Below are 14,292 nucleotides of genomic sequence, written 5' to 3'. Positions count from 1 at the left end.
GGCATGCGCTTCACCGACATCTTTATCCAGAAGCCGGTGCTCGCCACGGTGGTGAGCCTGTTCATCCTGCTGTTCGGGGTGCGCGCGGTGTTCGACCTGAACGTGCGCCAGTTCCCCGAGGTGCAGAATGCGGTGGTGACCATCAGCACTGCGTACATCGGCGCCGACGCGGATCTGGTACAGGGCTTCATCACGACCCCGATGGAGCGCGAGGTCGCCGAGGCCGAAGGGATCGATTACCTCGTCTCCACCAGCCGCGCGGGAATCAGCATCGTCGAGGCCCACCTGGAGCTGGACTACGACCCGAACGAGGCCCTGACCCAGATCTCGGCGCAGGTCGACAAGATTCGCAGCGACCTGCCGTCCGAGGCCGAGGACCCGGTCGTGGACCTCTCGGTCGGGCAGGACGTGGCGGCGATGTACATGTCGTTTTATTCCGAACGCCTGTCCAACAACCAGACGACCGACTACCTGATCCGCGAGGTGCAGCCCGAGCTGGCCACCGTCAATGGCGTGCAGCGCGCCGAGATCCTCGGGGCCCAGAGCTTCGCGATGCGCGCCTGGCTGGATGCCGACCGCATGGCGTCCTTCGGGGTCACCGGGCGCGACGTGCGCGAGGCGCTGGAGCGCAACAACGTGCTCTCGGCCGTGGGTCAGACGCGCGGCTCCATGGTCGGGCTGGACCTTACCGCCGACACCGATCTCAGCCGGCCGGAGGAATTCGAGCAGCTGATCCTGTTCGAGACCGACGGCGACCTGGTGCGCCTGGGCGACGTGGCCGAGGTCGAACTGGGCTCCGAGAGCTACGATACCTCGGTGCGGTTCAATGGCCAGGCCGCGACCTTCGTCGGCATCGAGCTGGCGCCGGACGCCAATGCCCTGGACGTGATCGCCGAAGTCCGCGACGTATTCGACGAGCGCATCCTGCCGCGGCTGCCGTCGGGGTTGGAGGGCGAGATCGTCTATGACTCCACCGACTACATCCAGAGTGCGATCGACGAGGTGCTGGTGACCATCGGCCTCGCCCTGGCGATCGTGCTGGTGGTCATCTACCTGTTCCTCGGCTCGCTGCGCAGCGTGATCATCCCGGCCGTGGCGGTGCCGTTATCGCTGGTGGGCACCTTCATGTTGATGCTGCTGATGGGGTTCTCGCTGAACCTGCTGACCCTGCTGGCGATGGTGCTGGCGATCGGCATCGTGGTGGATGACGCCATCATCATGCTGGAGAACATCTCCCGTCATATCGAGGAGGGCATGTCGCGCATGGATGCGGCGATCCAGGGGGCGCGCGAGCTGGCCTGGCCGATCGTCGCCATGTCGACTACGCTGGTGGCGGTGTTTCTGCCACTGGGCTTCATTGGCGGGCTGACCGGGACGCTCTTCATCGAGTTCGCCTTTACCCTGGCGGCGACCGTGGTGATCTCCGGCATTGTCGCGATCACGCTGTCGCCGATGATGTGTTCGAAGATCCTGCGCGACGGCGCCACCGAGAAACGTGGACGGATCGAAGGCTGGCTGGATGCGCGCTTCGACTCCCTCCAGCAGCGCTACCGGCGGCGTCTGCACGGGGCCTTGAACGACCGCTTCACCATCGCCGTGTTCGGCGCCATCGTGCTGGTGTCCTGCTACTTCCTGTTCGTGACCTCGCAAAGCGAACTGGAACCGCCGGAGGACCAGGGCTTCGCCTTTTCCATCATGGAGGGTGACGCCTACATGGGACTGGACTGGCTGGAGCGCAACACCGCGCTGACGGACCGCTTCTTCGACGAGATCCCCGAGCTCGAGAACATCTTCATCGTCAACGGCTTCGGCGGCGGCCCGGGCCTTGCCGGTGCCGGGAACCAGGCGCTGGGCGGCTTTGTCCTGGCGCCCTGGGACCAGCGCGACCGCGACACCGAGACCATCCTCGAGCAGGACCTGCAGCCGCGTCTGGACCGCATCCCGGCGCTGGAGGTGTTCGCCATTCAGCCACCGCAGTTGCCCACCCCGGGGGACGGTGCGCCGGTCAGCGTGGTGCTGGGTTCCACCGGCTCGTTCGAGGAGCTCGAGCAGTTCGCCAGCGAGATCCAGGAGCGCGCGATGGCGACCGGGCGCTTCATCTTCATGGACACCGACCTCGACTTCGACCAGCCCCAGGTGGACCTGAAGATCGACCGCGAGCGGGCCGCGCAGCTCGGCATCGACATGGCCACGCTCAATGCGGATCTCGCCACCATGCTCTCCGGCGGCTTCGCCGGCCGGTTCGCGATGGAGAACCGCAGTTACCGCGTGATCCCACAGGTCCAGCGCAGCGAGCGCCTGAATCCGGAGCAGCTGGAAGAGCTGTTCACCCGCACCCGCGACGGCGAGCCGATCCCCCTGTCCAGCATCGTGACGCTGGAGGAGACCGTCACGCCGCGGTCGCTGAAGCGGTTCCAGCAGCTCAACGCCGTGACCCTGTCCGGCGTGCCGCGCCCGGGCGTGACCCTCGGCGAGGCGCTGGACATCATCGACGAGATCGCCGCGGAGGTCCTGCCGCCGGACGTCAATGTCGATTACGCCGGGCAGTCGCGCCAGCTGAAGGCCGAAGGGGGCGAGCTGGTGGTCACCTTCTTCTTCGCGCTCCTGGTGATCTTCCTGGTGCTGGCCGCCCAGTTCGAGTCCTTCCGCGACCCGCTGATCATCCTCACCACGGTGCCGATGTCCATCGCCGGCGCGCTGATCTTCATCAGCCTCGGCGTGACCTCGCTGAACATCTATACGCAGGTGGGCCTGCTGACCCTGATTGGCCTGATCGCCAAGCACGGCATCCTGATCGTGGAGTTCGCCAACCAGCTCCAGCGCCAGGGACGCACGTTGCGCGAGGCCATCGAGGAGGCGGCATCGTTGCGTCTGCGCCCGATCCTGATGACCACCACCGCGACCGTGGTGGCGATGGTGCCCCTGTTGCTGGCTGCCGGGGCCGGCGCCGGCTCGCGTTTCGCCATGGGTCTCGTGATCGCCAGTGGCATGGCCATCGGCACGCTCTTCACGCTGTTCGTCGTGCCGGCCATCTACCTCTACCTCGCGCGCGACCATCGCGCGTCGGGCAGCGGAGAGCCAGCGATCGCCCCGGCGTCCTGACAACCGGGCGCCAGGCCGGAGCCGGCAGGCGCGAGCCATTGACGAATGCGCCGTGCTGGGGCGTTGTGCAGTCCATCGCGCCAAAGGCATGCAACGACTACGGTCTTGGACTACAATCGACGTCCGCATTCCGGCGCGACCGACGAAGCCGAGCCTGGCCGCGCCCTTGCGAACCCGAACCCCTGCTGGTCAGCGGCCCTCCCGCTGCCCGGCTTTTATATAAACGATAGTCTATTGGTCGTATCTAGATTATTTATTTGTTATTAGTGATTACCCTCCCTAATCTAGGCGACCGTCACGATTAACCAACGCGTAGGAGAAAGCCACATGGCCGCCAAGAAGTACTCCGCGGGTGTCAAGGATTACCGCGAAACATACTGGATGCCGGAATACATGCCGCTGGATACCGATCTGCTGGCATGTTTCAAGATCACCCCGCAGCCGGGCATCGACCGCGAAGAAGCGGCAGCCGCTGTGGCGGCCGAGTCGTCCACCGGTACCTGGACCACGGTGTGGACCGACCTCCTGACCGACATGGATTACTACAAGGGTCGGGCGTACATGATCGAGGACGTCCCGGGTGACGACGAGTCCTTCTACGCGTTCATCGCCTACCCGATCGACCTGTTCGAAGAAGGCTCGATGGTGAACGTGTTCACCTCGCTGGTCGGCAACGTGTTCGGCTTCAAGGCCATCCGCGCCCTGCGTCTGGAAGACGTGCGCTTCCCGATCGCCTACGTGAAGACCTGCGGTGGTCCGCCCTCCGGTATCCAGGTCGAGCGCGACAAGCTGAACAAGTACGGCCGCCCGATGCTGGGTTGCACCATCAAGCCGAAGCTGGGCCTGTCCGCGAAGAACTACGGCCGTGCCGTGTACGAGTGCCTGCGTGGTGGCCTCGACTTCACCAAGGACGACGAGAACATCAACTCGCAGCCGTTCATGCGCTGGCGTGACCGCTTCGAGTTCGTGCAGGAAGCGACCGAAAAGGCCGAAGCCGAAACCGGCGAGCGCAAGGGTCACTACCTGAACGTCACCGCGCCGACCCCGGAAGAGATGTACAAGCGTGCCGAGTTCGCCAAGGAAATTGGCGCGCCGATCATCATGCACGACTACATCACCGGCGGCTTCTGCGCCAACACGGGCCTGGCCAACTGGTGCCGCGACAACGGCGTGCTGCTGCACATCCACCGCGCCATGCACGCGGTGCTCGACCGCCATCCCAAGCACGGTATCCACTTCCGCGTGCTGGCCAAGATTCTGCGTCTGTCCGGTGGTGACCACCTGCACACCGGTACCGTGGTCGGCAAGCTGGAAGGCGACCGCGCCGCGACCATGGGCTGGATCGACCTGCTGCGCGAATCGTTCGTGCCGGAAGATCGCTCGCGCGGCATCTTCTTCGATCAGGACTGGGGCTCCATGCCGGGTGTGTTCGCCGTGGCCTCCGGTGGTATCCACGTCTGGCACATGCCGGCCCTGGTCACCATCTTCGGCGACGACTCCGTGCTGCAGTTCGGTGGCGGTACGCTGGGCCACCCGTGGGGCAACGCCCCGGGCGCGGCGGCCAACCGAGTCGCGCTGGAAGCCTGTGTGCAGGCGCGTAACGAAGGCCGCGATCTCGAGAAGGAAGGCAAGGAGATCCTTACCCAGGCCGCCCAGCACAGCCCCGAGCTGAAGGTGGCGATGGAGACCTGGAAGGAGATCAAGTTCGAGTTCGATACCGTCGACAAGCTGGACACCCAGCACAAGTGATCGCCCGAGTGCGGGCGGCCTGAACGGTCGCCCGCACCCTGACAGAACAAGAGCACAGGATTACCGACATGTCTGATATCCAGAACTTCAAGCAGTCGCAGAAGTACGAGACCTTCTCCTACCTGCCGGAGATGAACGCCGACCAGGTGCGCAAGCAGATCGAATACTGCCTCGCCCAGGGCTGGAACCCGGCCATCGAGTACAGCGAGAAGGAAAACGCCATGGCCCACTACTGGTACATGTGGAAGCTGCCGTTCTTCGGCGAGCAGTCCGTGGAAGCCGTCCTTCAGGAAATCGAAGAATGCCGCCGTGCCAATCCGGGCATGATGGTGCGCTTCATTGCCTACGATAACTACGCCCAGAGCCAGGGCATGGCCTTCGTGGTCGACCGCGGTCGCTAACAGACCCCGGTGCCTGCCGGGCCCGATTGGGGGCCCGGCAGTTCAGTACAGCGTTATTTACCGTTGCTGCCGCCAACTGTAAGGAAGTGCCATGAGTAATCCGACATCTGCGTCTGAAGGTCTCTCGGGGCGTGAACGTGCCCTGGAACGGCGCAAGGCCATGTCTCGCAATGGCAAGGCTGCCGTGAAGTCGACCGGCCAAAACAAGGGGAACAGCCGTTCCGCCGCGGCCGCGCAACAGGCGCGCCAGGCGAAAGCGGAACCCGCCCCGGCACCCCAGGCGCGGGAGCCGGAGACGCACTCCAGTGAATCGACGTCGCCGGTCTCGGTTGAGACCCGCGATACCACCCCCGAGCGGCGTCCGCAACCGGGCGCGCACGCGGGGGCCTCCAACGGCCGCCAGGCGGCCCTCGAGCGTCGCCAGAAGATGGCGCGCCAGGGCAAGAAAGCCGTGGGCCGTAGCAATACGCGGGCGCAGGTTTCCGGCGGCATGGCCCGCGCGGGTGCCGATCGCTCGCGCCAGCTCGAGGCGCTGGCCCAGTCGCAGAACGTCGAGGTCGACTGCTCGAACATGAGCGGTCGCGAGATCTGCCGCCTGCGGCGTCAAGCCCTGTCCACGGACGGTAAGAAGGCCATGGCGCCCGAGCCCCGGCGCGAAGATCGCCTCAAGGGGACCGAGCCGGTCGCGGCCGGCCGCGAGGAAGCGAAGAAGGACTGCGGCTGTGGCTGCAAGGGCGACAAGTCCGGGCGTAACGAGACCTTCGATACCCCCCCGACCCAGGGGGATCCGGTGGTCGAGAGCGGCCTGGACCAGCTGTGTGACAAGGTCGAGTCCGGGGGCGAGGCCGCCGGTCCGCATCCGATGATCTCCGAGGTTCGGGCGATCTGCATGGCCCGCCGCGATGCGATGGCCCAGAACGGCAAGCAGGCCCTGCGCCGCCGCTTCAAGAGCGGGCAGGCCCGCGGCACGCTGCCGCAAGAAGGCGCCTGGAAGGCCGCCAAGCGCAAGGGCATGTCCACGCGCGAAGTGGCCCGCCAGCGGCGCGAAGAACTCTGCAAGCTGGGCCGCGGCTCCTCCGAACCGGGCCGTCCCTGCGGTCGTCCGCGTCCGGCCGAGGGCGATGCCCCGCCCAAGGTCGAGGAAGGCACCACGCTGGCCGGCAGCCACGTCAGTGGCACGCAGGTGGAGCGCACCTCCAGCGTGACCGGCACGGAGGCGGGCAGCTGCTCGTCCATAACCGGAACCGAATATCTGGGCGCCGAGCATTACGATCGGTACTGCGGCGTTCGCCCCTCGGGCAATCCGCCCAAGGTGGGTGCCTCGCACACGGCGCACGGCCAGTCCGTCAGCGGAACCGAAGTTGGACGTTCGTCGCGCGTGACCGGTGACGAGCGGGGATCCTGCGAGACGATTACCGGCACGGAATACCTGAGTACCGAACAGTACGAAGGCTTCTGCGGCACCCGTCCGCAGGCGGGCCCGGCGCGCACCAGCGTAATGATGACGCGGCAGGGCGAAGGCGTCTCGGGCACCTCGGTCGGGCGCAGCCCGAAGGTGACCGGCGACGAATCGGGCTCCTGCCGTGACGTGACGGGTACCGAGTACCTGAACACGGCCGCCAGTGAGGTGCCCTGCAACTCGGGAAAGTCCAACGGAGCGCCGATGAAGGTCGGCGTGATGCACACGCTTCGCGGTCGTGAACTGACCGGTACCGAAGTCGGGCGCTCCGTCCATGTCACCGGTGACGAATACGGCAGCTGCAAGCCGGTCACCGGGACCGAATATCTCGGCACGGAACAGTTCCAGGGCTTTTGCGGTACGCGCCCGGAGCCGACGCCGGCCAAGGTGCAGGAATCCCATACGATGGAAGACCAGACCGTTACCGGCGTGGCCGTGGGCCGCAGCTCGAAGGTGACCGGCAACGAGAGCGGCTCCTGCAAGTCGCTGACCGGGACCCCGTATTACAACAAGTCGGATTTCGGCGATCTGTGTGAGCAGCCCGCCGCCGGCGGGGTGCCCAAGGTCGGGGTGATGCACACCCTGCGTGGCCGGGAAGTTTCGGGGACCCAAGTGGATCATTCCATCCACGTCACCGGCGACGAGTACGGCGGCTGCAAACCGATTACCGGGACCGAATACGCCGGTTCCGAGCACTACGACGCGTTCTGCGGTGGCCAGCGCCCGGAAGCGGCGCCCGAGAAGGTCACCGTGGGCCGCACCTGGAACCACCAGTCCGTCTCAGGTACGGCAGTCGGCCGTTCGACCCGGGTGACGGGTGACGAGTACGGCGCCTGCAAACCGGTTAGCGGCACCGCCTACATCGGCCCGGATCAGTACGATCAGTTCTGCGAAACACAGGATTCCCGGGTGGCGGAGACCCGCGTGGCCGAGCGCCATTCGACCCCGGGCCATGCGATCTCCGGGAGCCAGCCGGGCTACGACGAGCGTGTGACCGGTACCGAGCGCGGTGCGTGCCAGGACGTCTCCGGTGCCCCGTATGTCGGCGCGAACGAGTTCGCCCAGTCCTGCGCCAGTGCCGCCAGTAACCTTCATCCGCGTCTGCGGCCGGAAGGGATGCAGGCCGCCCCGGCTCAGGTGGCCCCGCAGGCGCAGGAGCGTCCGATGCCGAACGCGGGCTTCAGCGTGGCGACGCCGGCCCGGTCGGCGGCTGAACGCCGCGAACGCGTCACCGGGACGGCCTATGGCACGAGTGGGCGACTGACGGGTTCGATCAACAAAGCGATGGGCCTGGTCTCCGGTACCGAGGAGTTCCGCTACAACGGCGGACAGCAGCAGGTGGCTGCCGCGCCGGTCGACGAAAGCCAGAAGGTCGGCGCGGACCGCGTGACGGTGAATGGCAGCAGCAATGGTATTTCCATTACCGGCGATGACTGGGGACGCGGGGACCGGGTGACTGGTACCGAAGGGATGTCCACCCGGCGCAACGCTACGCAGAAGGGGAATCCCCGGGGTGAAGGCCGTAGCGCCTATGTGAACCGGGAACTGGAGCGCAAGGATGTGCCCCCGAGCCGAATCACCGGTTCCTCCGGGAACAGCGACGCCGGTTCTCTGGTGACGCTGTCCGGCGGGGCGCGCGGCTAAGGCCGGGAGAGGACACTGGACGCCATGGTGCGAGGTCGCCGCAAGAACAGTCCCCTGGGCTCGCGTTTCGCGAAGTCCCGGGCTGTGGCTGCGCGCGCGGCGAGCCCGGCGCCGTCGGCGCCCGTGTCCGCTGTCCCGCCGGCCAAGCGTGGCGCTTCGGATTCGGAGCTGACGCGGGAGCTGCAACCCGGGCATCCGCTGGCCGATGTCGCGATGAACGAACGCCTGCATGCCTTCGAACGAGGGTTCCGGGAGCGTTTCGCGCAGCTGGTGCCGGTGTTGAAGGAAGTGCACGCGCTACAGCACGAACGCGACTTCGAGGAACGGGCGCAGGCGATTGTCCAGGAACAACTGGGGTACCGGCTTCCGGAGAAGGCCCTGGAGGACGCCTGGATCAATGATCTGGACACGCGCGAGCTGTACCTGCACGGGACGTTCGAGCTGTTCGATCAGGTGGTCAACGAGTACTGGGCCGGGCGTGATGACCTGGTGGCGGAAGCGGAAAGCGCGATCGCGTATTTCCTCGACTGCGACTTTCACGAGGTGGACATCTCGCCGTGCTCGGACGGGCGGCTGCTGGGGCTGCGGCGCTTCATCCTGCGGCTGCCGGATCTGGCGGTGCGGGTGAAGAGCTACGCGGGCGCGCAGTTCGACATCGAGGAGGACGTGCGCCACTGGACCAAGCGGGAGTTGTTGCGATTCCGCGAGGGGCGGCCGACGACGGCCGATGTCCCGAGCCGCTATCTGAAGATCGCGGCGTACCACTACAGTGGCGCCGACCCGCTGCACCAGGGTTGCGCGGCACACGGCAACAGCGAACGCGACGCGGCGGACGGGGCCTTGCACCAGTTGCGCGCGTTCCGCCAGGCGATCGAGAACACCTACTGCTGTGGGGCCTCGGTCGACACCCTGCTGATCGGCGTGGATACGGACACGGATGCGGTGAAGATCCACATTCCGGACGCCGATACGCGGATGAGCCTGTACCGCTTCGTCGACAGCGCGGAGCTGTATCGCGCGACGCAGGGCCTGGACGAACAGGCCGCGTCACTGCGGGTATACCAGGCGATCCAGGACGCCATCCACCAGCAGGGCTGGGGGCGCGGCAACGGAGCGCCGCACGAAGGGATGCTGCGACTGATCTCGCGGCTGCTGCTGAACAATATTTCGCAGCTGGATTATGTCGCGCGCTACCACGGTGGGCATTACGTCGATGTCGGCCACCGGGAACGCGTGATCATCGTCGGTCAGGAGATCGAGGAGATGCAGGTACGCAATTTCGGGTACTTCGCTCACCTGGAGACGATGGAAGAGGGCTCCGAAGGCACGGACGTCGGGGTCAACAAGATTTTTCGGAAGTTGAATGTCGAGCGCGGCCTGCCGGTGCCGGTGGTGATCCATTACCGCTATGACCGCAAGGTGCCGGGATCGCGGGAACGGGTGGAGGCGCGTTGCCGCCGCATCCGCGACCAGATCATGGATCGCTATCGCGACCTGGCAGAGAAGGGCCTGATCGGTTGCCACATGGTGATCCGCGACAAGCGTAGCGGAAGCCGTCTGGAACCGCTGGCCGCCTGACGCACACGGGAACGGGAATGAAGATCTGCAAGGTTGAGAAGACGCTGGTTTCGACCAACCGCATCCGCGATCTGGGCCACCGGCCGTTGTTGGTGGTCCAGGAGAAGGCCGGTGGCCCGCGGACGGTCGCGGTGGACGCGGTTGGCTGCGTACCCGGGGACTGGGTGATCGTGGTGGGCAGTTCGGCGGCGCGCGAAGCGGCCGGTGACAAGTCCTACCCCAGTGACGCGACGATCGTGGGGATCATCGATTACTGGGAGGAGCAGTAGCTCCATGGAAATCATGCAGGTGCAGGACGAACTGGTGGTGACCCGTCGCGTCGACGGGCTGAAGACCATGTCGCTGCGCGTGCTGGTGGACCAGAAGGGGGCGCTGAACGTCGCGGTCGATACGGTCGGGGCCCATCCGGGTAACTGGGTGTTCACGATCAGTGGTTCGGCGGCACGCTACGCGCTCGACGACAACAGCATTCAGACCGATCTCACGATCGGCGGCATCATCGACCACTGGGACGATGGTGGAAAGAAGACGGAAGGGTCGAAGGACGAAGCAGGACGAGACCAGACCGATGCACAGCGCTCTGCTGGTTCCCGCAAGGCGGCGTGAGCGTCATTTTTTGAAAAACTGTAAATCCAGGAGAGAAGACAATGGCAACTGAACGTTTTGGTGTGGCGCTGGGCATGATCGAGACCCGTGGTCTGGTTCCGGCGATTGAAGCGGCCGATGCGATGACCAAGGCCTCCGAAGTGCGCCTGATCGGTCGTCAGTTCGTCGGTGGCGGTTACGTGACCGTGCTGGTCCGTGGCGAAACCGGCGCCGTGAACGCCGCCGTGCGTGCCGGTGCGGATTCCTGCGAGCGCGTGGGTGACGGCCTGGTGGCCGCGCACATCATCGCCCGCGTGCATTCCGAAGTGGAAAGCATCCTGCCCGAGCAGGTTGAAAAGTAATTCATCTGTAACGCTTGATAGGAGTTGAGTAATGGCTAGCGAAAACTTTGGTGTGGCCCTCGGCATGATCGAGACCCGCGGTCTGGTGCCGGCGATCGAAGCCGCCGACGCGATGACCAAGGCCTCCGAGGTGCGCCTGATTGGTCGTCAGTTCGTGGGTGGCGGTTACGTGACCGTGCTGGTCCGTGGCGAAACCGGTGCCGTGAACGCCGCCGTGCGTGCCGGTGCGGATTCCTGCGAACGGGTGGGTGACGGCCTGGTGGCCGCGCACATCATTGCTCGCGTCCATTCCGAGGTGGAAAACATCCTCCCGGAAAAGCCGTAACTCGCGGTAGTCGAACGCCGTCGGGTCCCAGCGGGCCCCGGCGGCTTTTTTCAAGAAGAGGTAGATGATGGCTAGCGAAATTTCTGGTGTGGCCCTCGGCATGATCGAGACCCGCGGTCTGGTGCCGGCGATTGAAGCCGCGGATGCGATGACCAAGGCCTCCGAAGTGCGCCTGATCGGTCGTCAGTTCGTGGGTGGCGGCTACGTGACCGTGCTGGTCCGTGGCGAAACCGGCGCCGTGAACGCCGCCGTGCGTGCCGGTGCGGATTCCTGCGAGCGTGTCGGTGACGGCCTGGTGGCTGCGCACATCATTGCGCGCGTGCATTCCGAAGTGGAAGGCATCCTGCCGACGGCCCCGAGCGCCAACGGTTCGGCCAGCTGAGGCGACATCCATGTCCGATCCACGGATCGTGGGATACCTGAACCGCGCGGTCGCGCACGAGCTCTCGGCGGTTCAGCAGTACCTGGCCCAGGCGCGGTTGACCGCGATGTGGGGCATGAATGACGTAAGCGAATGCCTGCGTCGCGACGCCCAGGAAGAACTGGACCATGCGGACCGGTTCATGACCCGCATGTTCCACTATGGGGTGGCCCCGAACGGCAGCCAGCTGGCGCCGGTCCGGCTCGGGCGCTCCATGGCCGAGCTCCTGGCGCGCAACCGCGAGCTGGAAATGGAGGCGGTTCGCCTGTATGACGAGGCGGCCGTCTACTGCCGGCGTGTGGGTGCGGTGGACGACGCAGCGCTGTTCGAGAGCATTCTCGAGGACGAGCTGGAACACGTGCGCGAGATCGATGCCCAGGGCAATCCCGCGTGACGAACGCGGACGCGGCAATACGAGCGGAGTAGGCAATGGCGGATACCGATCTGGTGGTGCCGGCCGGCTGGGAACCCGGGAAGGGGTCCTCGGCGTCCATGAGCAAGCAGTTCACGTTCGACCGCTACGGGATCACGCGGGAGTTTCTCGACCGCGTGGCCGAGCTGTCGGAGCAGGACGGGTATCACCCGAACATCAGCTTCGGGACGACATACGTGAACATCACGATCGACGCCCGTGACGGCGAGCAGCTCGGGGAGGGCGACAAGGCCTTTGCCCTGGAGGTCGACCGCCTGGCCGATGCCACCACCGGCTGAGCCGGAGGCATACTTGACGGGCCGGGGTCATCCCGGCCCCCTTCCGCAGGAGGCTGTTGCGTGGGTTCGAGGGTAATCGCGGTAGTCAATCAAAAGGGTGGGACGGGCAAGACCACCCTGACCATGAACCTGGCCGCCGGGCTCGCGCGGCGCGGACGAACCCTCGTGGTGGATGCGGATCCGCAGGGCTCGGCGGGGCAATGGGCCCGTATGGCCTCCGACGAACGTCCGTTCCCGGCTTCGGTGTTCGCGGTGGCCGGTCCGCTTGATCGCGAGCTCCAGGCGCTGCGCAAGGATTACGAGTACATCGTGGTCGACTGTCCGCCAACCCTGGAAGGCGGCGCGGTCAATGGTGCGCTGGGGGCCTCCGACGAGGTTCTCATCCCGGTCCTGCCGTCCCCCGTTGATCTGTGGGGCAGTGTCCGGATGGGGCGCGGCCTGGAAGAGGCGCGGCTCAGGAACCCCGGCCTGCGGCCGTTTATCGTTGTCAATCAGCTCGAGGTCCGCAGTGCCCTGTCGCGCGCGATGAAGCACGCACTGATGGAGATCGACATCCCCGCCCTGGAGCAGACGCTGCGCCGGCGGGCCATCTACCGGCGCTCGGCACTCGAGGGCTGTTCCGTCTTTGATCTTGGCAAGCCCGGCGAGGCCGCGGCGGCGGAGATCGAAGCCATCATCGAGGAGGTGTCGCAATGAGCAATCTGCAAGACAAGCTGGCAGCCGGCGTGCGCAGTGCGCGCGAGGACCAGGACAAGGACAAGAGCCAGGAAACCCCAGCCAAGGCCGACGCGCAGGCCGAGGCCCAGAAGGACACGAGCCAGGAGCCAGCGAGCAGCCAGCCGCGGGCCGCGGCCAGCACCAAGACGGCCGCCACCAAGAAGGCGGCGACGACGACTCGCAAGGCGCCTGCGCGCAAGCGTACGACTGCGCGCAAGAAGCCGGCGACGGCCCGGAAGACGGCGGGCACGGCGGCCTCCTCCCAGGCCAAGAAGAGCCCGGCCGCGAAGAAGCCGGCGGCGAAGAAGTCGTCCAAGGCGGACAATACCGGGAACGAGCTGCATCCCGAGCGGATCTGGCCCGACTGAGGGCGGCGGTGCCGGCGGCCGGGGTTTGCCCCGGCCTTTCTGATTGAGGAGTCGAACAGATGCAGGACGAGTTACGCGATCACCTGATCACCGCAGAACCGTACTACCAGCCGACCGCCGACGAGGTGGAGCTGTACGAGGCGGCCTATTCGGTGCGCATGCCGATGATGCTCAAGGGCCCGACCGGGTGTGGCAAGACGCGCTTTGTCGAGCACATGGCGTGGAAGCTGGGCAAGCCCCTGATCACCGTGGCCTGCAACGAAGACATGACGGCCTCGGATCTGGTCGGTCGTTATCTGCTGGATGCCGACGGGACCCGCTGGCAGGACGGTCCGCTGACCCAGGCCGCCCGTCACGGGGCCATCTGCTATCTCGACGAAATTGTCGAGGCGCGCCAGGACACCACGGTGGTGATCCACCCGCTGACGGACAACCGTCGCGTGCTGCCGCTGGAGAAAAAGGGCGAGATGGTCGAGGCGCACCCCGACTTCCAGGTGGTGATCTCCTACAACCCCGGCTACCAGAGCCTGATGAAAGATCTCAAGGAGTCCACCAAGCAGCGCTTCGGCGCACTGGACTTCAACTATCCCGGACACGAGACCGAGGCGCGAATCGTCGCCCATGAGGGTGGCGTGAACGAGGAGATGGCCGGGAAACTGGTCAGCGTGGCGGAACGCGCACGCAACCTGAAGGGGCATGGACTCGACGAGGGTATCTCGACCCGTATGCTGGTGTATGCCGCCTCCCTGATTGCGAAGGGGGTTGCACCGCTGGCCGCCTGCCGCATGACGCTGGTCCGTCCGATCACGGACGACCCCGACATGCGCGACGCCCTTGACGCCGCCGTGACGACGTTCTTCTAGGCGCCTG

At 65.9% G+C, this 14,292-nt stretch carries 15 protein-coding genes; all 15 read left to right on the top strand.

All coding sequences use genetic code 11. From position 1 onward, the window contains the following. Window positions 1–3: 3 nt before the first annotated feature. The 15 genes from F817_RS0103160 to F817_RS0103090 all read left to right on the top strand — a co-directional run bounded on the left by F817_RS0103160 (window position 4) and on the right by F817_RS0103090 (window position 14,285). On the top strand, window positions 4–3,102 hold the full coding sequence (locus tag F817_RS0103160) for an efflux RND transporter permease subunit (protein ID WP_024326283.1): 3,099 nt from the start codon (window positions 4–6) through the stop codon (window positions 3,100–3,102). A 327-nt stretch (window positions 3,103–3,429) separates the two neighbouring features. Beyond that, a complete protein-coding gene (locus tag F817_RS0103155; protein WP_024326282.1) occupies window positions 3,430–4,851 on the top strand; it encodes a form I ribulose bisphosphate carboxylase large subunit in 1,422 nt (473 codons plus the stop codon). Between the two features lie 68 nt (window positions 4,852–4,919). Further along, window positions 4,920–5,252, top strand: coding sequence for a ribulose bisphosphate carboxylase small subunit (locus tag F817_RS0103150; protein ID WP_012982270.1), 333 nt, complete (start codon window positions 4,920–4,922; stop codon window positions 5,250–5,252). 160 nt (window positions 5,253–5,412) lie between these two features. Beyond that, on the top strand, window positions 5,413–8,355 hold the full coding sequence (locus F817_RS0103145) for a CsoS2 family carboxysome shell protein (protein WP_024326281.1): 2,943 nt from the start codon (window positions 5,413–5,415) through the stop codon (window positions 8,353–8,355). 24 nt (window positions 8,356–8,379) lie between these two features. Continuing rightward, window positions 8,380–9,933 carry a carboxysome shell carbonic anhydrase gene (locus F817_RS0103140; protein WP_042799064.1) on the top strand — a complete coding sequence of 518 codons (1,554 nt, stop codon included), beginning with the start codon at window positions 8,380–8,382 and terminating at the stop codon, window positions 9,931–9,933. A gap of 17 nt (window positions 9,934–9,950) precedes the next feature. After that, window positions 9,951–10,202 carry a carboxysome peptide A gene (locus tag F817_RS0103135; RefSeq protein WP_017940626.1) on the top strand — a complete coding sequence of 84 codons (252 nt, stop codon included), beginning with the start codon at window positions 9,951–9,953 and terminating at the stop codon, window positions 10,200–10,202. A 4-nt stretch (window positions 10,203–10,206) separates the two neighbouring features. Then, window positions 10,207–10,539: a carboxysome peptide B gene (locus F817_RS0103130; RefSeq protein WP_017940627.1), complete on the top strand. Its 333-nt coding sequence runs from the start codon at window positions 10,207–10,209 to the stop codon at window positions 10,537–10,539. A gap of 41 nt (window positions 10,540–10,580) precedes the next feature. After that, window positions 10,581–10,880 (top strand): BMC domain-containing protein, encoded by a 300-nt coding sequence (locus F817_RS0103125; protein ID WP_012982275.1) that lies wholly within the window; start codon window positions 10,581–10,583, stop codon window positions 10,878–10,880. A 31-nt stretch (window positions 10,881–10,911) separates the two neighbouring features. Then, window positions 10,912–11,205: a BMC domain-containing protein gene (locus F817_RS0103120; RefSeq protein WP_012982276.1), complete on the top strand. Its 294-nt coding sequence runs from the start codon at window positions 10,912–10,914 to the stop codon at window positions 11,203–11,205. 67 nt (window positions 11,206–11,272) lie between these two features. Further along, entirely contained in the window at window positions 11,273–11,587 is a 315-nt protein-coding gene (locus F817_RS0103115; protein ID WP_024326279.1) for a BMC domain-containing protein, read from the top strand. Window positions 11,588–11,597: 10 nt separating this feature from the next. Continuing rightward, window positions 11,598–12,020 (top strand): bacterioferritin, encoded by a 423-nt coding sequence (locus F817_RS0103110; RefSeq protein ID WP_024326278.1) that lies wholly within the window; start codon window positions 11,598–11,600, stop codon window positions 12,018–12,020. Window positions 12,021–12,055: 35 nt separating this feature from the next. Beyond that, window positions 12,056–12,337 carry a 4a-hydroxytetrahydrobiopterin dehydratase gene (locus F817_RS0103105; protein WP_017940799.1) on the top strand — a complete coding sequence of 94 codons (282 nt, stop codon included), beginning with the start codon at window positions 12,056–12,058 and terminating at the stop codon, window positions 12,335–12,337. Window positions 12,338–12,397: 60 nt separating this feature from the next. Continuing rightward, window positions 12,398–13,033, top strand: coding sequence for a ParA family partition ATPase (gene parA / locus F817_RS0103100; protein ID WP_024326277.1), 636 nt, complete (start codon window positions 12,398–12,400; stop codon window positions 13,031–13,033). Further along, complete coding sequence (locus F817_RS0103095; RefSeq protein WP_024326276.1) at window positions 13,030–13,422, top strand: hypothetical protein; 393 nt, start codon at window positions 13,030–13,032, stop codon at window positions 13,420–13,422. The genes parA and F817_RS0103095 overlap by 4 nt, the downstream gene beginning before the upstream one ends. Window positions 13,423–13,481: 59 nt before the next feature. Beyond that, window positions 13,482–14,285, top strand: coding sequence for a CbbQ/NirQ/NorQ/GpvN family protein (locus F817_RS0103090; protein WP_024326275.1), 804 nt, complete (start codon window positions 13,482–13,484; stop codon window positions 14,283–14,285). The last annotated feature ends 7 nt before the right edge of the window (window positions 14,286–14,292 follow it).

This window comes from Thioalkalivibrio sp. AKL19 (assembly GCF_000420165.1).
GTDB lineage: Bacteria > Pseudomonadota > Gammaproteobacteria > Ectothiorhodospirales > Ectothiorhodospiraceae > Thioalkalivibrio.
Note: the sequence above shows the minus strand (reverse complement) of the source record. Positions and strands in the feature narration are given on the sequence as shown.